Annotated in this window: 20 protein-coding genes; 8 read left to right on the forward strand and 12 right to left on the reverse strand. The window is 68.4% G+C overall.

Going from position 1 to position 18591, the window contains the following annotated elements:
* Positions 1-185: 185 nt before the first annotated feature.
* The 5 genes from Q8L83_RS08305 to Q8L83_RS08325 form a co-directional block, all read right to left on the reverse strand.
* A complete protein-coding gene (locus Q8L83_RS08305; protein WP_305285918.1) occupies positions 186-1400 on the reverse strand; it encodes an MFS transporter in 1215 nt (404 codons plus the stop codon).
* Positions 1397-2692 carry an MFS transporter gene (locus Q8L83_RS08310; RefSeq protein WP_370868372.1) on the reverse strand — a complete coding sequence of 432 codons (1296 nt, stop codon included), beginning with the start codon at positions 2690-2692 and terminating at the stop codon, positions 1397-1399. The genes Q8L83_RS08305 and Q8L83_RS08310 overlap by 4 nt, the downstream gene beginning before the upstream one ends.
* Before the next feature lie 119 nt (positions 2693-2811).
* Positions 2812-3333, reverse strand: a complete 522-nt coding sequence (gene infC / locus Q8L83_RS08315) for a translation initiation factor IF-3 (protein ID WP_304713508.1) — start codon at positions 3331-3333, stop codon at positions 2812-2814.
* 110 nt (positions 3334-3443) lie between these two features.
* Entirely contained in the window at positions 3444-4436 is a 993-nt protein-coding gene (locus Q8L83_RS08320; RefSeq protein WP_305285923.1) for a glycosyltransferase family 9 protein, read from the reverse strand.
* Positions 4436-5599 (reverse strand): glycosyltransferase family 4 protein, encoded by a 1164-nt coding sequence (locus tag Q8L83_RS08325; protein WP_305285925.1) that lies wholly within the window; start codon positions 5597-5599, stop codon positions 4436-4438. Before Q8L83_RS08325 ends, Q8L83_RS08320 begins: the two co-directional genes overlap by 1 nt.
* A gap of 81 nt (positions 5600-5680) precedes the next feature.
* On the opposite strand from Q8L83_RS08325, the gene Q8L83_RS08330 reads away from it, so the two are divergent.
* Positions 5681-6436, forward strand: a complete 756-nt coding sequence (locus Q8L83_RS08330) for an alpha/beta fold hydrolase (RefSeq protein ID WP_305285927.1) — start codon at positions 5681-5683, stop codon at positions 6434-6436.
* On the opposite strand, the gene Q8L83_RS08335 is transcribed toward Q8L83_RS08330, so the two are convergent.
* From Q8L83_RS08335 to Q8L83_RS08345, 3 genes are all read right to left on the reverse strand, one after another.
* A complete protein-coding gene (locus Q8L83_RS08335; RefSeq protein ID WP_305285929.1) occupies positions 6421-7281 on the reverse strand; it encodes an SDR family oxidoreductase in 861 nt (286 codons plus the stop codon). The genes Q8L83_RS08330 and Q8L83_RS08335 overlap by 16 nt on opposite strands.
* A 4-nt stretch (positions 7282-7285) precedes the next feature.
* Positions 7286-8494: an NAD-dependent epimerase/dehydratase family protein gene (locus Q8L83_RS08340; protein WP_305285930.1), complete on the reverse strand. Its 1209-nt coding sequence runs from the start codon at positions 8492-8494 to the stop codon at positions 7286-7288.
* A 119-nt stretch (positions 8495-8613) separates the two neighbouring features.
* Positions 8614-9483: a UTP--glucose-1-phosphate uridylyltransferase gene (locus Q8L83_RS08345; RefSeq protein ID WP_305285931.1), complete on the reverse strand. Its 870-nt coding sequence runs from the start codon at positions 9481-9483 to the stop codon at positions 8614-8616.
* Between the two features lie 184 nt (positions 9484-9667).
* On the opposite strand from Q8L83_RS08345, the gene Q8L83_RS08350 reads away from it, so the two are divergent.
* Positions 9668-9937: a hypothetical protein gene (locus Q8L83_RS08350; protein ID WP_305285933.1), complete on the forward strand. Its 270-nt coding sequence runs from the start codon at positions 9668-9670 to the stop codon at positions 9935-9937.
* A 64-nt stretch (positions 9938-10001) separates the two neighbouring features.
* Here Q8L83_RS08350 and Q8L83_RS08355 read toward each other — a convergent pair whose 3' ends face one another.
* Positions 10002-10565: a demethoxyubiquinone hydroxylase family protein gene (locus Q8L83_RS08355; protein WP_305285935.1), complete on the reverse strand. Its 564-nt coding sequence runs from the start codon at positions 10563-10565 to the stop codon at positions 10002-10004.
* Positions 10562-11077 carry a disulfide bond formation protein B gene (locus tag Q8L83_RS08360; RefSeq protein WP_305285937.1) on the reverse strand — a complete coding sequence of 172 codons (516 nt, stop codon included), beginning with the start codon at positions 11075-11077 and terminating at the stop codon, positions 10562-10564. The genes Q8L83_RS08355 and Q8L83_RS08360 overlap by 4 nt, the downstream gene beginning before the upstream one ends.
* A 173-nt stretch (positions 11078-11250) precedes the next feature.
* Here Q8L83_RS08360 and hppD point away from each other — a divergent pair, with 173 nt between their 5' ends.
* The 6 genes from hppD (at position 11251) to Q8L83_RS08390 (ending at position 16342) form a co-directional block, all read left to right on the forward strand.
* The gene (gene hppD, locus Q8L83_RS08365) at positions 11251-12354 is read left to right on the forward strand and encodes a 4-hydroxyphenylpyruvate dioxygenase (protein ID WP_305285939.1); all 1104 of its coding nucleotides are present in this window, start codon (positions 11251-11253) and stop codon (positions 12352-12354) included.
* Positions 12355-12420: 66 nt separating this feature from the next.
* A complete protein-coding gene (locus Q8L83_RS08370) occupies positions 12421-13404 on the forward strand; it encodes an isoaspartyl peptidase/L-asparaginase family protein (RefSeq protein ID WP_305285941.1) in 984 nt (327 codons plus the stop codon).
* Positions 13404-14537 carry a homogentisate 1,2-dioxygenase gene (locus Q8L83_RS08375; protein WP_305285943.1) on the forward strand — a complete coding sequence of 378 codons (1134 nt, stop codon included), beginning with the start codon at positions 13404-13406 and terminating at the stop codon, positions 14535-14537. Before Q8L83_RS08370 ends, Q8L83_RS08375 begins: the two co-directional genes overlap by 1 nt.
* Positions 14534-14809: a hypothetical protein gene (locus Q8L83_RS08380; protein WP_305285945.1), complete on the forward strand. Its 276-nt coding sequence runs from the start codon at positions 14534-14536 to the stop codon at positions 14807-14809. The genes Q8L83_RS08375 and Q8L83_RS08380 overlap by 4 nt, the downstream gene beginning before the upstream one ends.
* Positions 14810-14831: 22 nt before the next feature.
* Positions 14832-15839: a fumarylacetoacetate hydrolase family protein gene (locus Q8L83_RS08385; protein WP_305285947.1), complete on the forward strand. Its 1008-nt coding sequence runs from the start codon at positions 14832-14834 to the stop codon at positions 15837-15839.
* Positions 15836-16342: a MarR family winged helix-turn-helix transcriptional regulator gene (locus tag Q8L83_RS08390; protein WP_305285949.1), complete on the forward strand. Its 507-nt coding sequence runs from the start codon at positions 15836-15838 to the stop codon at positions 16340-16342. Before Q8L83_RS08385 ends, Q8L83_RS08390 begins: the two co-directional genes overlap by 4 nt.
* On the opposite strand, the gene feoB is transcribed toward Q8L83_RS08390, so the two are convergent.
* Positions 16339-18216: a ferrous iron transport protein B gene (feoB, locus tag Q8L83_RS08395; protein ID WP_305285951.1), complete on the reverse strand. Its 1878-nt coding sequence runs from the start codon at positions 18214-18216 to the stop codon at positions 16339-16341. The genes Q8L83_RS08390 and feoB overlap by 4 nt on opposite strands.
* Complete coding sequence (locus Q8L83_RS08400) at positions 18213-18548, reverse strand: FeoA family protein (protein WP_305285953.1); 336 nt, start codon at positions 18546-18548, stop codon at positions 18213-18215. The genes feoB and Q8L83_RS08400 overlap by 4 nt, the downstream gene beginning before the upstream one ends.
* Positions 18549-18591 lie beyond the last annotated feature (43 nt).

Raw genomic sequence — 18591 nt, forward strand, 5'->3', positions numbered from 1 at the left:
CGCTTTTTGGCGCCTGACTTCGTCTTCAGTTTCGGCATTTCACTTGCGGAGCGCCAGGCGCCCCGTCCTCTGGCGTATTGATGAGCCGTCCTGGCATGCCTGTTGGCCAGACGGCTCCGAAGGGGCGGGTGCTTACGCCAAGCCCGGACAAAAGGCAAGGCCGGGCCGCGTCTTGGGCGGGCGATTCAGGCCCTGCGATCAGGCACCCTGGCCATGATCTGCAGGCACAGCCAGATGGCCGGCAGGATCAGCAGGGCGGTCAGCGCAAACGGCGCGCCCGGCGCCACCAGCGAGAAGAGCTGCCCCGCCAGAACCGGGCCGCCGATCCGGGCCAGCGCGCTGTTGGACATGTTCAGGCCCAGCACCTCGCCTTGGCGCTCGGACGGCGTGGCCATGGAGATCAGCGCCACCAGGTTGGGGAAGGTGAGGGACTGGCCAAAGACCACGATGGCCAGGCCCAGGACCGCCATCGGCCAGCCCACGGCGGTGAACTGGGTGAGCATGCCGACGAACATCAGGCAGAGGCCGGCCAACAGGACGCGGCCCTCGCCATAGCGGCGCACCAGCATGCCGGTCAGCGACCCCTGGGCCACCACGCCGATCACGCCGGCCAGCATGAAGGCCAGGCCGATCTCCTGCGGACCCCAGCCGAAGCGGGCCTCGGTCCAGAGTCCATAGGTGGCCTCGATGCCGGCGAAGCCCGAGATGGTGACGAAGCTGATCAGGAACACCCGGGCGATCACCGGATCGGTCAGGGCGGCCCGCAGGGCGGCGCCCCGGGGCTGGGCCGGCGGCCGCGGTGTATCCTTGGCCCGGGGGACGATGGTCTCGCGCATGAACAGGACGACGCCGAGGGCAGAGGTCAGACCGAAGGCTGCGGCCGCGAAGAGGGGAATCTGGAAGCCGGTCGGACCAAGCTCGGGCCGGGCCAGGAGCCCGCCCAGGGCTGGCCCCACCATGAAGCCGAGGGAGAAGGCCGACCCCATGATCCCCATGCGGCCAGCCCGCTGCTGGGGCGGCGTGATGTCGGCCAGATAGCCCTGCAGGGTCGAGATGTTGCCAGACAGAAAGCCGCTGAGCAGGCGCACGGCGAGCGCCGTCCAGATGCCGGGGGCGAACGCCAGGGCCACATAGGCCAGGGCCCCGCCAGCGGTGGTGAGGATCAGCACCGGTCGCCGACCTATGCGGTCCGACAGCTTGCCCCAGAAGGGCTCGCCCAGGAACTGGCCCACCGAGAAGGCGGAGAACATCAGGGTGATCTGCCAGGCCGGGGCGTCGAAGGCCTGGCCGAAGAAGGGCAGCAGCGGGATGACCAGGCCAAAGCCCGCCATGTTCAGGAAGATGACCGACAGCAGGACGATCAGCGCCCGCGGATCATCCTTGGGCGCTTGGGAGGTCACGGCCGACTAGCCTCGGGCTCAGGCTCGGTGAGCTGTTCGACCTGCGCCTCGATGGCCGGCGCGCGGCGGCTGGCCGCCAGGGCCAGCCAGATGGCCGGCGCCAGCATGAGGGCGGCGATGAAGAAGGGGCCGCTGATGGAGATGCCCGCAAAGGCCAGGCCTGCGCAGAAGGGACCGATCACCCGCGCCAGGGCGCCCATGGCGTTGTTCAGCCCGAGAATCTGGCCGGTGCGATGCGGATCGGCCGTCCGCGAGATCAGGGCGCTGACATTGGGGAAGGCCACCGACTGGCCCACCGCCATGCAGCACATCAGGGCGATGACCACCGTGCCGTTCGGCGCGAAGGGCTGGGCCAGCGCGCTGACCATGGTCAGGCCCATGCCGATGGCCAGCATCTTGCCCTCGCCATAGCGTTCCGACAGCCGCCCGGTGATGAACATCTGGGTGGTGGCCGCGCAGACGCCGACAAAGGCGAAGCAGACGCCGATCTCTCGCGGCCCCCAGTCGAAGCGGGCCTGCGTCCAGAGACCGAAAATCGATTCGACGCCGGTGAAGGCGAACCCGACCATGAAGGTCAGCAGCATCAGGCGTCCGACCACGGGATGACGGACCGCCTCGCCAATGGCCGACCAGCGGCTGGGCTGGTGCTCGAAGACTTCCTGGCGGGCGCGGCTTTCGCGGATGAAGACCAGGATCGACAGGGCCGAGGCCGCCGCCAGGCCCGAGGCGATCAGCAGCGGCAGGCGGAAGCCCAGGGGGCCGGCTTCGGGATGGGCGAAGATGCCGCCCACCGAGGGGCCGACAATCAGGCCCACATTCCAGGCTGCGCCCATGTGCGACATCCGCCGCGCGCGCTTCTCCGGCGGGGTGACGTCGGCGATATAGCCCTGGATCACCGAGCCGTTGCCGCTCGCCAGCCCCCCCAGGAACCGGACGGCCAGCGCGATCCAGACATTGGGGGCGAACGCCAGGGCGAGATAGCAGAGGCAGTTGCCAGCGATGGTGCTGATCAGGATCGGCTTGCGGCCATAGCGGTCCGAGAGCCGGCCCCAGAAGGGCTCGCCAAAAAATGCGCCGGCCGAATAGGCCGAAAAAATCAGGGCGATCTGCCAGGCCGGGGCGTCGAACGACTTGGCGTAGAAGGGCAGCAACGGAACGATGATTCCGAAGCCCAGCATGTTGATAAAGATCACGGCGATCAGCGACGGCGCAGCCATAGCGGACGGAGTCGCCGCGCTACGCGCAGTCTTCGACATGGCGCGGTTGTTAGGCGCAGCCTCGAATTCCGGCAAGGCCCCTCGTCAGCAGATTTTCTGAGGGGCGCCTAAATCAACCTCACGCCTTTGATGCGGGCGTCAAAAAAGGCCGGCGTCGCCGCCGGCCCTTGATGGGTATCGCGTGAGGCTCGGGTCTAGCGCGGCGCCAGGATCATGATCATCTGGCGGCCTTCCATCCGAGGCTCGTACTCCACCTTGGCCACTTCCTCGAAGTCGGCCTTGACCTTCTGCAGGAGCTTCATGCCGAGTTCCGGGTGGGCCAGCTCGCGACCGCGGAAGCGCAAAGTGACCTTCACCTTGTCGCCCTCTTCGAAGAAGCGGTGCATCGAGCGGGACTTCACCTCGTAGTCGTGGGTGTCGATGTTGGGGCGGAGCTTGATCTCCTTGATCTCCACCACCTTCTGCCGCTTGCGCGCCTCGTTCTTCTTCTTCTGTTCCTGGAACTTGAACTTTCCATAGTCCAGGATCTTGCAAACGGGCGGATCCGCGTTGGGCACGATCTCCACGAGATCGAGGCCAGCTTCCGCGGCCGCTTCGAGAGCGGACGACGTGGGCATGACGCCCTGCTTCTCACCCTGCTGATCGATCAGCAGGACGCGCGGAACACGGATGTCCTCGTTGATGCGCGGCCCTTCCTTTTGGGGCGGCGCTTGCATGGGGCGGCGAATAGGCAAAGCTCCTAAGTCTGTTTCAGTGACGAACGTCGTCGGGCGCGCAGGGCGCGCTCACACAACTCTAGACTATATGACGATGCGCCCCGAGGCGATCAAGCATTCGCCCCGCCCGGAAACCGTGTCAGGGCGCGGGCGGCCTGCATGACCTGGGCGACCGGCATCTCGGCCAGGTCCTTGGCCTGCAGGGCGGCCACATGCCCGCGGGGCGCCGAGAGGATCGGGTCCGAGGCCTTGGAGAACAGCACGATGGTCGGCGGGCCCGCCGCGGCGGCCAGGTGGACCGGCCCGGTGTCATTGCCCACGACCAGGGCCGCGCGGGCGCCCAGCATGGCGATCTTGGCCAGGTCGGTCCGCCCTGTCAGGTCACGGGCCTTGCCGACGCTCTTCTGGATGGTCCGGGCCAGGGCGCTTTCCTGGGGTCCCCCGATCACCACGATATCGAACCCCACATCATAGAGCTCGCGGGCCAGCCGGGCGTAGCTCTCGACGGGCCAGCGCTTCTCGGGCCTGTGGGCCGAGCCGCCGGGCGCCATCAGCACATAGGGCCTGGGCTCGATGCCGCCGGCCACAGGGCGGGGCGTCTCGACCTTGCGCAGGATCCAGGAGACGTCGGGACCAGGCGCCGAGCCGGGCTCGATGGGCGCGTCGGGCCATATGCCGGCCGCCTTCAGCTGGTCGGCCTGGCGCTCCAGGGTGTGCATCTGATCGCGGCGGGGATTGCGATGGGGCAGGGCGCAGCCGGCGGCGATCCCGGACCACTCCGGGGCGAAGGGCGACAGGCCATAGAAGATCATGTTCGACCGGGACGAGGTCTGCAGGTCATAGACCCGGTCGTAGCGAGCCTTGCGCAGCCGGGCGACCAGGGCCAGCCAGTCGCCGAAGCCCTCCGGCCGTCCGTCGGTCTCGACCAGGTTGAAATAGGGACAGAGCTTGGCCAGGCCCTCGAAGGGCGGCGTGGTCAGCAGGGTGATCTGAGCCTTCGGGTGAGCCTGGCGGATCTTCTTGGCTGCGGCCAGCGCGAGGATGAAGTCCCCCATGGCCGAGAGCTTGATGACCAGAACCTTCTTGATCTCACGAGGGGCCATCAGGCGCGCGCCTCCAGAACCCGTCGATAGGCCTCGAGCGTAGAGGCGCACATGGCGTCTACCGAATAGAGCTGCCGCGCCCGGTTGGCGGCGGTCGCGCCCATGGCGGCCAGGCGGGTGGGACCGGCTTCGATGGCCCGCGCCAGGCCCGCGGTCCAGGCGTCCACGTCGCCAGGGGGGATGAGCCAGCCGGTCTCGCCCGGAATGACGGTCTCGATCATGCCGCCCAACTCCGAGGCCAGGACCGGGCGGCCCATGACCTGCGGCTCCACAGCCGTGCGCCCGAAGGATTCCGGGACGATGGAGGGCAGGATGGCGACATCGGCCAGAAGATAGGCCGCCGGCATGTCGTCGCAATGACCGACCAGGCGCACCTGGTCGGCAAGCCCGGCCGCATCGATCTGGGCCTCCAGCTCGGCGCGATAGGCCACGCGGCCCTGGTCGTCGCCCACCAGCAGCAGGCGGAAGTCGCTGCGGCCCTGGGCCTTGAGCCGGGCGCAGGCCTCGATCACCGGACCATGGCCCTTGATGCGTGTCAGGCGGGCGGCCAGCAGGAAGGTGGTGCGGCTGGGATCGGGCGCGACCCCCCAGGCCTGGCGCAGGGCCTCGATCCGCTCAGGCGTGACCCAGTTGGGATTGAACCGCTCCAGATCGACCCCGCGCGGAATGCTGACGATCTTGGCCGGATCGAGATGATGCTCGGCCAGCACATGGTCGCGAGTGAAGTCGGAATTGGCGATCACCAGATCGCCCCGCGTCATGACCGCATTGTACCAGCGCTTGAGGCCGGATCGGGCGTTGTAGACCCCGTGATAGGTGGCCACGAAGGGCGTGCCGGTGACCTGGGCCGCCCACAGGGCCGAGAAGGCCGGGGCGCGGGACCGGGCGTGGACCAGGCTCACCCTCTCGCGGCGGATAAGGTCCACCAGCCGGGCGGCGTTGCCCAGCATCACCAGGGGGTTCTTGGTCTGCACCGGCATCTGCGCCAGGCGGCCGCCGTCGGACTCCAGCCGCGCAGCCATCCGGCCGCCGCGGGTGGCCACCAGCGCCTTGCCGCCAGCCCGCACGACGGCGTGGGCGACATCGATGGTCGTCTGCTCAGCTCCGCCCGTGTCGAGCTCGGGCACGACCTGCAGAAGCGTGAAGTCCGGGGGTAATGTCACGGCGCCTTGCATAACGCACAACACGGCTTGGTAAAGCCCGCACCACCTGGGAAGGCGCCTGGACCCGCGCTATAGACCCTCATGGGCGAAGAGACTGGCATGCTGAAACGGCCCGATGGGGCCAGCCTGGCCTGGCGCCGCGTGGCCGGCGCCGGACCCACGGTTGTCTGGATGGGCGGCTTCCGCTCGGACATGGCCGGGACCAAGGCGGAGGCCCTGGCGCACTGGGCGCAGGCCACGGGTCGGGCCTATGTGCGGTTCGACTATTTTGGCCACGGCGAGTCCGACGGCGACTTCGCCAAGGGCACGATCACCCGCTGGCGGGAGGATGCGCTGGCCATCCTCGATGAACTCGCGCCAGGCCCGGTCATTCCCGTCGGCTCGTCCATGGGGGGCTGGATCGCCTGCCTCGCGGCCATGGTCCGGCCCCAACAGGTGCAGGGCCTGGTGCTGGTCGCCCCCGCGCCGGATTTCACCGAAAAGCTGATGGGGCCGGAGATCGATGCGGCGGCCCGGCGATCCCTCGAGGAGACCGGCGTCTGGATGCGGCCATCGGACTATGGCGATCCCTATCCGATCACCCGCGCCCTGCTGGAGGATGGCGACCGCTGGTCCATCCTGCCTGGCCCTGTTCCCGTGAGCGCGCCGGTGCGTATCCTTCAGGGCGGCGCCGACCCCGATGTCCCCTGGCGTCACGCCCTGGAGCTGGCCCAGGCGATCAACAGCCCGGACGTGGTCTTCCAGCTGGTCAAGGATGGCGACCATCGTCTGTCGCGGCCCCAGGACCTCGCCCGCCTGATCGCGGCGGTGGAAGAGCTGGTTCACCCGCCCGCCTGAAGGATGGCGCTCAGGCCTTCGCGATAGGTGGGATAGGTCGGCCGCCAGCCGAGTTCGGCCTTGGCGCGGGCGTTGGAGACCCGCTTGCTCTCGGCATAGAAGCGCTGGGCCGGCCCAGCCAGGTTGGCCGCCTCGACCGGGATTTCCGGGGGCGCTGGAATCCCCAGGAGACCGGCGGCATAGGCCACCACCTCGCTGTTGGGGGCCGGCGCGTCGTCGCAGAGATTGTAGATCCCGCCCGCCCGGGGCCTGGCGATGGAGGCGGCCAGGCCTGCGGCCAGGTCGTCCACATGGATGCGGGAAAACACCTGGCCGGGCGCTGTGATCCGCTTGGCCTTGCCGGCGCGCAGCCGGTCGAAGGTGGAGCGGCCGGGGCCGTAGATGCCGGGCAGGCGGAAGATGGTCGTCGTCAGGCCCATCCCCTTGCCCACATCCAGCCAGTCGCGCTCGGCGGCCACCCGCCGGGCGCCCTCCATCGACTGGGCGGCCAGGCGGCCGGTCTCGAACACCCAGCCTCCCTGGCGATCGCCATAGACCCCGGTGGTGGAGAGATAGCCCAGCCAGTCGGGAAAGGCGCCGGCCCGGGCCATGGCCGGGACCAGGGTGCGCAGGCCCGGGCATCCTTCGGTATCGGGGGCGGCGGTGACCAGCACCGCGTCGGCGGCCTTGAGCGCGCTGGCCAGAGCCTCCCCATCGCCCACCGAGACCGCCTCGACGCCCAGACCCCGCAGGCGCTCGGCGTCTTCGGCCCGGCGGTAGGTGGCCGCCAGGCTCCAGCCCTGGGTCTTCAGCCGAGCGCCAAGGGCTGCGGCCGAAAACCCGTAGCCGAAGGTGAAAAGCCGCACGGCCCTATTCCGCCGCCACCGCCTTGCCCGGCGCGCTGGCCGCAGCCGCCCGCTCGGCGTTCCAATGGGAGTGGCAGGGGATCTTGCTCATGTCGGCGCGGTCCGAATAGGCCCTGGCGATCTCGGCGACCTCCATCAGCAGCCCGTCCTCCAGCCGGATGGGGTTGAGGCCATAGTCCAGCAGGCACTTGTTCTCGACCACCAGGTCGTTCTCGTCGGCCTCGGCCCGGGGGTTGGGCAGGTGGGCGACCTCGGCCTCGGTCAGCTTGGCGATCATCTGGGCTAGGTCCCGGACCCGCCAGGTCTCGGTCATCTGGTTCATCACCTTGACCCGGTCGCCCCGCTCCGGCGGATGGGAGAGCGCCAGCTCGACGCAGCGCACGGTGTCCTGGATGTGGATGAAGGCCCGGGTCTGGCCGCCGGCCCCATGGACGGTCAGGGGATAGCCCACCGCCGACTGCATGAGGAAGCGGTTGAGGACCGTGCCGTAGTCGCCGTCATAGTCGAACCGGTTGATCAGGCGCTCGTCCTGCCGGGTTTCCTGGGTCTGGGTGCCCCAGACGATGCCCTGGTGCAGGTCGGTGATCCGCAGGTGGTCGTTCTTGGCGTAGAACTGGAAGAGCAGGGCGTCCTGCGTCTTGGTCATGTGGTAGATCGACCCCGGATTGGCCGGATAGAGGATCTCGCGCTCGACCCAGCCTTCGGGGGTCTCGATCTTGACGGTCAGATAGCCCTCGGGGATCGCCGCGCCGGCCGTGCCATAGCCATAGACCCCCATGGTGCCCAGATGGGCCAGATGGATGTCGAGGCCTGAATCGACGATGGCCGCCAGGACGTCGTTGGTGGCGTTCAGATTGTTGTCGACCGTGTAGCGCTTGTGCTTGGCCGACTTCATGGAATAGGGCGCCGCCCGCTGCTCGGCGAAGTGGACGATGGAGTCCGGGCGCCAGCTCGTCAGCAGGGCCAGCAGGGCGTCGTAATCCTTGCCCACCGTGATGTCGTGGAAGCCGATCTCGTGACCGGAGACCTCCTTCCAGGCGGCGATCCGCTCCTGGATGTCCCGCACCGGCGTCAGGGACTGGACGCCCAGCTCCCCGTCGATCCGGCGCCGGGACAGGTTGTCGACGATGGCCACGTCATGGCCACGGGCCGAGAGGTGCAGGGCGGTAGGCCACCCGCAGAATCCATCTCCGCCAAGAATGAGTACACGCATCGCCGCTCCGATCCGTACGGGTTTCACCTGCGCCAGGGCTAACAAACGCCAAGGCTTTGGGAAAGCGCCGTCAATGGGATCGGGTTCAAGAGGTCAGGGTTCAGACGGTCCGCAGGTTGTCAGAGCAGGCCCGTAATCGCCTCGCGTGCGGCGCCGGCAAACGTCGGGTGACGAAGGGCGAAGGCGACATTGGCCCGCAGGAGACCGATCTTGTCGCCGCAGTCATAGGTTACGCCCTCGTATTCCAGAGCATGGAAGTTCTGGACCTTCATCAGTTCGGCCATGGCGTCGGTCAGCTGGATCTCGCCGCCGGCGCCCTTCCCCTGCTTTTCCAGCAGCGGGAAGATGTCGGGCTGCAGGATGTAGCGGCCGCTGATGAACAGGTTCGAGGGCTCGGTTCCCGGCGCGGGCTTCTCGACCATGCCGCGCATGCGGTTGATGCGGCCCTTCTGGCTTTCCAGGTCGACGATTCCGTACTTGTGGGCCTCGCCCTCCGGCGCCGGCTCGACGACGACGATATTGCCGCCGACCTGATCATGGGCGGCTACGGCCTGGGCCAGGGCCGGGGTATCGGCGGCCATCAGCATGTCGGGCAGCATGACGGCGAACGGCTCGTTCCCGATGATGTCCCGGGCGCACCAGACCGCATGGCCTAGGCCCAGCGGCGCCATCTGGCGCACGAAACTCATCTGGCCCGGCTGGGGCAGGTCCCGTCGGACCTCGGCCAGGATGTCGGTCTTGCCCTTGGCCTCCAGCGCGCCCTCCATTTCGGGGGCGGCGTCGAAATAGTCCTCGATGGCCCCCTGGCCCCGTCCGACGATGAAGACGATGTGCTCGATGCCGGCGGCGCGGGCCTCTTCGACGATGTAGGACAGGATGGGGCGGTCGAACACATTGAGCATGTTCTTCGGCGTGGTCTTGGCGCCGGGCAGGACCCGCGTCCCCAGTCCCGCCACAGGCAGCACAGCCTTGCGAACCTTGGTGTTCATCTCGTCCTCCGTGGCGGGCCTTCTCAGACTCGCCTAGACGAGGCGCTGGCTGAAATCCACCTCTGATCGGCGAAACACGCCCTGTTCCGGGCGCCCTCGCCCCAAACCGATCACAGAGTTGGGAACAGGGCTGCGCCCTTCGACGTTCACGAAAAAGAGACTTCGCCCCAGGGAGCCAAAGCCCGTGAAAATTCGCACCATTTCCACCTTCGCCGTCGGCGCCCTCGCCGCCGCAACCCTTGCCGCCTGTTCTGACAATGACGCGGGCGACACCACCGAAGTGACGCCTGCGCCCGCCGACAGCATGGCGACCACGCCGGTCGAACCGATGCCGCCCATGACCCCGGATCCGGCCATGCCCGCCGACGGCATGACCCCGCCGCCGGTCAATGATCCCGCGGCCATGGACCCTGCCGCCACCTCGCCGGCGACCGACACCCCGCCGGCCCCCTGATCACGCCACACGGCGATGCGGCCCCGCTTCGGCGGGGCCGTTTTTGTTTGGGCCTTCGGTCGCCTCAGACCTTCTCGCTGATCTTGATGGCGGTGCGGCAGCCGGCGCGGATCACCGCCGACAGCAGGCCATATCCCGGCGCGCCATGGGCGCCTTCGTCTATGGCGAGGGTCTTGTGGGCCAGCTCTTCGTCCCGGAACCGCGAAAGCTCTGCGGCCAGCTCCGGCTCGCGTTCGGCGAGTTCGGCAACCTGATCGGCGTAGTGTTGCTCGATCACCGACTCCACGGCCTCGGTGCAGGCATGGGCCGCCTTCTCTCCCATCAGGGCCGTGCCGGCGCCCAGGGCAAAACCGGCGAGGCGCCACAGGGGCGTCATCACGGTGGGGCGCACGCCGCGGTCGTTCAACAGGGCGTCGAAGCGGGCCAGATGGACGGCCTCGTGCCCCTCCATCTCTTCCAGTTGGGCTGCAATCCGCGCCTTGTCCTTGGCCGCGCCCAGGACCGCGCGTTGGCCTTGATAGATGTGGACCGCGCCCAGTTCGCCGGCATGGTCGACCCGCAGGATCTCCGCCAGCCGGGCTTCAAGAGTCCCGGCGCCAGGACGGGCGGGAACGGGCTTCTCGCTCATCGCTTGCCTCTCTCATAGAACGCCGCCGCCAGGCTGAGCGCGGCCAGGGCGAGCGAGATCAAGGCGTTCCAGCCAGCCATGGAGAGGCCGGCGAACACCCAGGGCGCCTGGTCGCAGGCCGGAGCACGGACCGTCGCGCCGTCCAGCAGGCCCGTCAGCGCCTCAAGGCTGACGGTTGCGCCGGTGGAGGCGCAGGTCGAGGGGCCCGGCCACCATTTCCACTCCGCGCCCGCATGATAGGCCGCGACGCCAAAGCCCACGGCGAACACCACGGCCAGACCCAGATTGAAGGCCGGCCGGAATTTCGCCCCGCCCTGCAGCCGGGTGAGCACCATACCGGCCAGGGCCAGGGCGACGGCGACCCAGTAGACCTCTCGCTGGCGCAGGCATAGGGCGCAGGGCGCGAGCTCGCCAAAGGTCTGGAAGCCGTGCGCGATGGCCAGCATGCCAGCCGAGGCGACCAGCGCCGACAATCGCCAGCGATGAAGGATCGGGTCGAGACCTTTGATCATGGAGTCCGATTGAACTGCATATTCGGCCTGTGCGCCACGGGGGACTTAGGAGAGCGCAAGCTGGGCTGGCGAGCACGCCTCGCCCATTTGCTAGCAGGGACGCGATGGCTTGTCTCTCGCCGCTGCGGGGTGGATAGTTGCATCTGATACTATCTGGCTGGCAGGAGACTTCCATGGCTGAGCTTGCGCCCGGGCCGGCGACCACCGCCGACCTGTTCGAAAACCCGCTGGGCACCGACGGCTTCGAGTTCGTCGAGTTCACCTCGCCCGAGCCCGAGCGGCTCGCCGGCCTGTTCGACCTCATGGGCTTCACGGCGGTCTCGCGGCACAGGTCGAAGAATGTCGTCCGCTACCGCCAGGGCGACATCAACTTCCTGCTCAACATGGAGCCCTCCGGCCAGCCGGCCGATTTCCGGCAGGCGCACGGCCCTTCGGCCAACGCCATGGCCTTCCGGGTGCGCGACGCGGCCAAGGCTCTGGCCCTGGCGGTCGAGCGCGGCGCGACCCCGGTTCAAGGGCCGGTGGGGCCGATGGAGCTGAACATCCCGGCCATCGAGGGGATCGGCGGCTCCAACCTCTATCTGGTGGACCGCTATGGGGCCCAGGAGATCTACGATGTCGATTTCGTCCCCATCCCTGGGGCTGTGGAGGCCGAGGCCGGCAAGGGCGTCGGCCTGACCTATCTCGACCACCTGACCCACAATGTGTTTCGCGGAAACATGGCCAAATGGGCCGACTTTTATGAGCGGATCTTCAATTTCCGCGAGATCCGCTACTTCGACATCGAGGGCGCCCAGACCGGCCTGTTGTCCAAGGCCATGACCAGCCCCTGCGGCAAGATCCGCATCCCGCTCAACGAGAGCCGGGATGACCACTCCCAGATCGAGGAGTTTCTCAAGGACTACAAAGGCGAGGGCATCCAGCATCTGGCCCTGGGAACCGACGACATCTACGCCGCCGTCGAGACCATGCGCGCCCGCGGCGTGCGCTTCCAGGATACGCCGGACACCTATTACGACCAGCTTGACGCCCGCGTCCCTGGCCACGGCGAGGACCTGCAGCGCCTGCGGGCCGACCGCATCCTGGTGGACGGCGCTCCCACCGAGGGCCAAGGTCTGCTGCTGCAGATCTTCACCGAGAACATGGTCGGGCCGATCTTCTTCGAGATGATCCAGCGCAAGGGCAATGAGGGTTTCGGCGAGGGCAACTTCAAGGCGCTGTTTGAGTCCATCGAACTCGACCAGATCCGCCGGGGCGTGCTGCCGAAGAAGGACTAGGGACGTTTGGGTATGCGGAGAGTCGGTCTGGCTTTGGTGCTGGCGAGCCTGATGGCGGGGAATGCGATGGCGCAGCCGAAATGGGCGATCGTGGTGCATGGGGGCGCAGGCGTGATCGAACGCGCAGACCTGACGCCCGAGCAGGAGGCCGCCTATCGGGCGGCCATGACCCGGGTGACGCAGGCCGGCGGCGAGGTCCTGGCGGGCGGCGGTTCGGCCCTCGACGCCATCGAGACCGCGATCCATCTGCTTGAGGATGACCCCCTGTTCAATTCCGGGCGCGGGGCGGTCTTCACCGCCGAAGGCCGCAACGAACTGGATGCCTCGATCATGGATGGGGCGACCCTGAAGGCCGGGGCTGTGGCCGGAGTCACCCGCACCCGCCACCCGATCTCGCTCGCCCGGGCGGTGATGGAGAAGTCTCCCCACGTCATGCTGATGGGCGCCGGCGCCGACACCTTTTCCCGCGAAGCCGGCCTGGAGCAGGTGGAGCCGGCCTACTTCTATACCGAGCGCCGCTGGCGGTCCCTGGAACGGTTCCTGACCGACAACAACCTGCCGGTGCCGGCGCGGCCGGAGGGCGCCGCGGCCCCCGACGAAGCGGCGGGCCTGGCCCATGACGAGGGCAAGTACGGCACGGTCGGCGTCGTGGCGCTCGATCAGGCGGGCCATGTGGCGGCCGGCACCTCCACTGGCGGCACGACGGGCAAGCGCTGGGGCCGGGTGGGCGACAGCCCGATCATCGGCGCCGGCAACTACGCCTCGGACGCGTCCTGCGCGGTCTCGGCCACCGGGACCGGCGAGTACTTCATCCGCCTGACGGTGGCCCGCGAAGTCTGCGCCTTGGTGGAGCACAAGGGCCTCTCCCTGCAGGCCGCCGCCGACGAGGTGATCCAGCAGAAGCTGACCGCGCTGGGTGGCGACGGCGGCGTCATCGCCGTGGCGCCCGACGGCCAGATGGCCTGGAGCTACAACACCTCGGGCATGTATCGCGCCCGGCTGGCCGACGGCGAGCCCCTGAGCGTGGGGATCTACAAGGACGAGCCCTGATGGCGACCCGCAACTGGATCCCGGTGCGCGGCGCGCAGGGGACGCATTCCCGCCAGGCGCACGCCGACATGCCCGCCGGCACCTATGAGCGCGAGATCTCCAAGGAAGGCTTTTCCGGCCCTGCCGCCTTCCTGCACCACCCGCGGCCACCCACCGGCTGGACCAGCTTCGAGGGGCCACTGCGGCCGCGGGCCTTTGATCTGGCCCGGCTGAACCAACCCCAGGCCTCGCCCTGGAGCGCGCCGGTGGTGCTGCACAACGCCGCCACCGAAATCCGCTTCTGGAAGCTGGACGCCCCCATGCCGGGGCTGGTCCGCAACGCCGACGGCGACCAGCTGTTGTTCGTCCACCAGGGCGCCGGCGATCTCTTCTGCGACTATGGCCGCATCGGCTTTGCGGCCGGCGACTATCTCTACCTGCCGCGGGGGACCATGTGGCGCCTGGCGCCGGCGCAGCCCTGCGCGCTTCTGACGATCCAGGCGACCAACAGCCACTTCGCCCTGCCCGATAAGGGCTTGCTCGGCCCCCACGCCATCTTCGATCCGGCCCTGCTGGACACCCCTGTGATGGATCAGGCTTTCCGCGACCACCAGGCGCAGGACGATGAGACGACCGTCGCCATCAAGAAGCGCGGCCAGGTCTCGACCGTGACCTATCCCTACAACCCTTTGGACGCCGTCGGCTGGCATGGGGAACTGGCGCCGGTGCGCCTGAACGTGGCCGACATCCGGCCGGTGGCCAGTCATCGCTACCACCTGCCGCCCAGCGCCCACACGACCTTCCTGGCCGATCGGTTCGTGGTCTGCACCTTTGCGCCACGGCCGTTCGAGACCGATCCCGGCGCGCTGAAGGTGCCGTTCTTCCACAACAACGACGACTATGACGAGGTGCTCTTCTACCATGCCGGCGACTTCTTCAGCCGCGACGGCATCGATGCGGGAATGATGACGTTTCATCCGTCCGGGTTCACCCATGGCCCTCATCCCAAGGCCTTGAAGAACATGCTGTCCCAACCCAAGCCCGCCACTGACGAATATGCGGTGATGATCGACACCCGAGACCCGCTGGAGGTTGGCGAGGCCGCCGGCCCGGTGGAGAATCCCGCCTATGTCGACAGCTGGAAGGCCCGATGAACGCCGCCGTCCGCGATGACCTCGAGGCCGCAGCCCGGGAAGAGCTGGTCCAGGCCTGCGATCTGGGCTGGCGGGCGCTCGCGCCCTGCACCCCTTGGGGCGACACCTTCGAGGGCTTCAGCCCCCAGGGCCGGCCCGTCTGCTTCGAGCGCAACTATATGTGGGAGGACGCCCCGGGCGGCGACATCCGCGTCGAGGTGCATGTCTATGAGCCCAAGGCCTTCGAGGCCGGCGTTCGTCTGGTCGAGACCCTGATCCAACAAAAATCATAAGCCCCAAAGCGGAGACCCCAAGATGAAGCTCGCCTCGCTGAAGTCCGGCCGTGACGGCCGGCTTGTGGTGGTCTCCAACGATCTCGCCTGGTTCACCGATGCGGCCACCGTGGCGCCGACCCTGCAGGCCGCTCTGGACGACTGGGACCGCTGCCAACCCATGCTGCGGGCCCTGGCCGAGAGCCTGGAACATGGCGGGGTGCCCAGGGAGCGCTTCCATGAGCATGAGGCCGCCAGCCCCCTGCCGCGGGCCTATCAGTGGGCGGACGGCTCGGCCTATGTGAACCATGTGCAGCTGGTGCGCCGGGCCCGCGGCGCGGAGATGCCGCAGAGCTTCTGGACCGATCCCCTGATGTACCAGGGCGGCTCGGACGGGTTTCTCGGCCCTCGCGACCCGATCCCGCTGGCCAATGAGGCCTGGGGCTGCGACCTGGAGGCCGAGGTGGCGGTCATCACCGGCGATGTGCCTCAGGGGGTGAGCCCGGCGGACGCCCTGGACCATGTGCGCCTGGTGCTGCTGGTCAACGATGTCTCCCTGCGCAACCTGATCCCCAACGAACTGGCCAAGAACTTCGGCTTCTTCCAGTCCAAGCCGGCCTCGGCCTTTTCCCCCGTAGCGGTGACGCCCGACGCCCTGGGCGAGGCCTGGCGCGAGGGTCGCTTGCACGGCGCCATGGAGGTGGAGCTGAACGGAAAGGTGCTGGGCTGCGCCGACGCGGGCGTCGATATGACCTTCGACTTTGGGACCCTGATCGCCCATGCCGCCAAGACGAGGGCCTTGGGCGCCGGCACGATCATCGGTTCGGGCACGGTGTCGAATCGCGGTCCTGACGGGGGTCCAGGGAAATCGGTCGCCGAGGGCGGCGTCGGCTATTCCTGCCTCGCCGAGGTGCGGACCGTGGAGACCCTGGCCCATGGAGAGGCCAGAACGCCCTTCCTTAAGGTCAGCGATACGGTGCGGATTGAAATGCGCGATGGGCGCCGACACTCGATATTCGGCGCCATCGAACAGGAAGTCCAAGCCCTATGACCCTCCAGTCCCGGCCAGAGCCGGCCGACGCCGCCAGTCTGCAGCTGGACGCCTATCTACCCTACCGCCTGTCGGTGGCGTCCAACGCCGTCAGCCGGCTGATCGCGCGGGCCTATGAGGACCGTTTCGGGCTCACCATTCCCCAATGGCGGCTGATCTGCGTGTTGGCCGAGGACGGCCCGATGAACCAGAGCGCCCTGGTGAGCCGCACCGGCATGGACAAGGTGACCGTCAGCCGGGCCGCCCAGGGCCTGACCAGGCGCCACCTTCTGGAGCGTTCGGAGAACGACCTGGACGGCCGCTCCCATGTGGTGGCGCTGAGCCTGGAAGGCGTGCGCCTCCACGCCGAAATCGCCCCCCTGGCCCTGGCCTATGAGGCGGCCCTGATCTCGGGCCTGGACCCGCACGAGGTGGCCCTGCTCAAGCGCCTGCTGCTGCGATTGCAGGGCGCTGCGGGCGTGCTGGCGGGCGAGACGCCGAGCCCAAGCCAGGCCTTAGCCTAGCCCCAGCCCAGCGCCACGGCGCCATGATACATGGCCATGGCCGCCAAGTAGGCCAGGGTGACCATGTAGACGAACATCACGGTCGGCCAGAGCCAGCTGTTGGTCTCGCGCTTCACCACCGCCAGGGTCGGCGCGCACTGGGGCGCAAAGACGTACCAGGTCAGGAAGGCCAGCCCCATGGCCAGGGACCAGTCCGCAGACAGGGCGCCGGCCAGGGTGCCGACCTGTTCCTCGGCGTTGGCCACCGCGTAGACCGTGCCGAGCGCGCCGACGGCGACCTCGCGGGCGGCCATGCCGGGGATCAGGGCCACGGTCATCTGCCAGTTGAAGCCGATGGGGGCGAACAAGGGGTGCAGCAGATGCCCGAGCCGGCCGGCGAAGCTGTAGTCGATGGCCGGCCCCGTGGCCCCCTCGGGCGGGTAGGGGAAGGTCGACAGGACCCAGATCAGCACCATCAGCGGCAGGATGATCCGCCCGGCGCGATTGATGAAGATCTCGGCCCGCTGCCACAGATTGCGCAGCACGCTCTTGGGGTCCGGCGTCTTGTAGGTCGGCAGCTCCATCAGGAAGGGCTCGACCTGACCGCGCCAGAAGAGCCGCCGGGCGATGAACGAGATGGTGAGCGCGCTGGCGATGCCGGCCACATAGAGGCCGAACATCACGACCCCTTGCAGGTTGGCGAAGCCCCACACCGTCTGGTTGGGAATGAAGGCGGCGATGATCAGGGTGTAGACGGGAATCCGCGCCGAGCAGGTCATCAACGGCGCCACCATGATGGTGGTCAGCCGGTCGCGCTTGGAGTCGATCACCCGGGTGGCCATGACGCCGGGAATGGCGCAGGCGAAGGACGACAGCAGCGGGATGAAGGCGCGCCCGTGCAGGCCGGCCCCGCCCATGATCTTGTCCATCAGGAAGGCGGCCCGGGCCATATAGCCGAAGTCTTCCAGCAGGATGATGAAGAAGAACAGGATCAGAATCTGCGGCAGGAAGACCAGCACGCTGCCGACGCCGGCGATCAGGCCATCGACGATCAGGCTCTGCAAAAGGCCATCCGGCAGCACGGTCGCCACCAGGCCGCCCAGGGCGCCGATGCCGCCCTCGATCCCGTCCATCAGCGGGCCCGCCCAGGCGAAGACGGCCTGGAACATGACGAACAGCAGGGCCAGCAGGATGGCCAGGCCGGCGACCGGGTGCAGCAGCACCGCGTCGATCTTGCCGGTCATGGTGTCGGGACGCTCGGCCGGGCGCACATGGGCCTTCATCAGCCGCTGAGCCTCGGCGTGCGCCCGGCGGATCTCGGCCGGGCTCGGCTCGTGCCAGGTGTTGGGCGCGTCTAGCTGCCCGGCGGCGGCCAGGGCCTCGACCTTGGCTTCGACCTGGGCGACCAGATCGTCGATGCCCCGCTTGCGGGTGGCCACGGTCGTGACGATCGGCGCGCCGATGTCGCGCGACAGGCCCTCGAGGTCGATGCGCAGCCCCTGGCGCTGGGCGATGTCGAACATGTTGAGCGCCAGCACCATGGGCCGGCCCACCTGGCGCAGCTCCAGGATCAGGCGCAGCACCAGGCGCAGATTGGTGGCGTCGGCGACGCAGACCACCACGTCCGGCGGCGTCTCGCCCTTGAGCTGACCCAGGACGGCGTCACGGGTGACCTCTTCGTCGGGGCTGCGGGCGCGCAGGGAATAGGTGCCGGGCAGGTCGATCACCGACAGCGTCCGGCCGCTGGGCGTGGTGACCATCCCCTCCTTCTTTTCCACCGTCACCCCGGCATAGTTGGCCACCTTCTGGCGGCCGCCGGTCAGGGCGTTAAAGAGGGCGGTCTTGCCGGAATTGGGATTTCCGACCAGGGCGATGCGGGCGTTGGCGGTGCTCATTGGGCGGCCGCCCGGGCGTCCAGGCGAATGACGATGTCGGCGGCGTCATGGCGACGCAGGGCCACGCGCATGTCGTCCAGACGCACGGCGATCGGGTCGCGGCCGATGGCGCCTTCGTGGATCACCTCGATGGCCGCGCCCTCGACAAAGCCCAGCTCCAGCAAGCGGCGCTCCAGCTCATCTGCGCTCAGGCCGTGATGATCGACATCGGGACGCACATGGACCTGGCTGATCACCCCGCGGTCGCCCAGCCGCGCCTGGCTGAGGCGAACCTCCCTGTGGTCGGGCTGGGGATCGACGGCCGGGGCCGTGACGGGTGCGAGGTGGTCCATAAGCAATTCCAGGGCCTGGGCGAAGGACGGCGCGTACGGCGCC

It is taken from the genome of Phenylobacterium sp. (assembly GCF_030680185.1).
GTDB lineage: Bacteria > Pseudomonadota > Alphaproteobacteria > Caulobacterales > Caulobacteraceae > Phenylobacterium.

Bases quoted from the DNA above. Each gene is read 5' to 3' on its own strand.
- Q8L83_RS08375 (WP_305285943.1), top strand. From the start codon at position 13,404: ATGGCGACCCGCAACTGGATCCCGGTGCGCGGCGCGCAGGGGACGCAT.
- infC (WP_304713508.1), bottom strand. From the start codon at position 3,333: ATGCAAGCGCCGCCCCAAAAGGAAGGGCCGCGCATCAACGAGGACATC.
- Q8L83_RS08345 (WP_305285931.1), bottom strand. From the start codon at position 9,483: ATGAACACCAAGGTTCGCAAGGCTGTGCTGCCTGTGGCGGGACTGGGG.
- feoB (WP_305285951.1), bottom strand. From the start codon at position 18,216: ATGAGCACCGCCAACGCCCGCATCGCCCTGGTCGGAAATCCCAATTCC.
- Q8L83_RS08400 (WP_305285953.1), bottom strand. From the start codon at position 18,548: ATGGACCACCTCGCACCCGTCACGGCCCCGGCCGTCGATCCCCAGCCC.
- Q8L83_RS08380 (WP_305285945.1), top strand. From the start codon at position 14,534: ATGAACGCCGCCGTCCGCGATGACCTCGAGGCCGCAGCCCGGGAAGAG.
- Q8L83_RS08390 (WP_305285949.1), top strand. From the start codon at position 15,836: ATGACCCTCCAGTCCCGGCCAGAGCCGGCCGACGCCGCCAGTCTGCAG.
- Q8L83_RS08355 (WP_305285935.1), bottom strand. From the start codon at position 10,565: ATGAGCGAGAAGCCCGTTCCCGCCCGTCCTGGCGCCGGGACTCTTGAA.
- Q8L83_RS08320 (WP_305285923.1), bottom strand. From the start codon at position 4,436: ATGGCCCCTCGTGAGATCAAGAAGGTTCTGGTCATCAAGCTCTCGGCC.
- Q8L83_RS08360 (WP_305285937.1), bottom strand. From the start codon at position 11,077: ATGATCAAAGGTCTCGACCCGATCCTTCATCGCTGGCGATTGTCGGCG.
- Q8L83_RS08370 (WP_305285941.1), top strand. From the start codon at position 12,421: ATGGCGCAGCCGAAATGGGCGATCGTGGTGCATGGGGGCGCAGGCGTG.
- Q8L83_RS08385 (WP_305285947.1), top strand. From the start codon at position 14,832: ATGAAGCTCGCCTCGCTGAAGTCCGGCCGTGACGGCCGGCTTGTGGTG.
- Q8L83_RS08340 (WP_305285930.1), bottom strand. From the start codon at position 8,494: ATGCGTGTACTCATTCTTGGCGGAGATGGATTCTGCGGGTGGCCTACC.
- hppD (WP_305285939.1), top strand. From the start codon at position 11,251: ATGGCTGAGCTTGCGCCCGGGCCGGCGACCACCGCCGACCTGTTCGAA.
- Q8L83_RS08330 (WP_305285927.1), top strand. From the start codon at position 5,681: ATGGGCGAAGAGACTGGCATGCTGAAACGGCCCGATGGGGCCAGCCTG.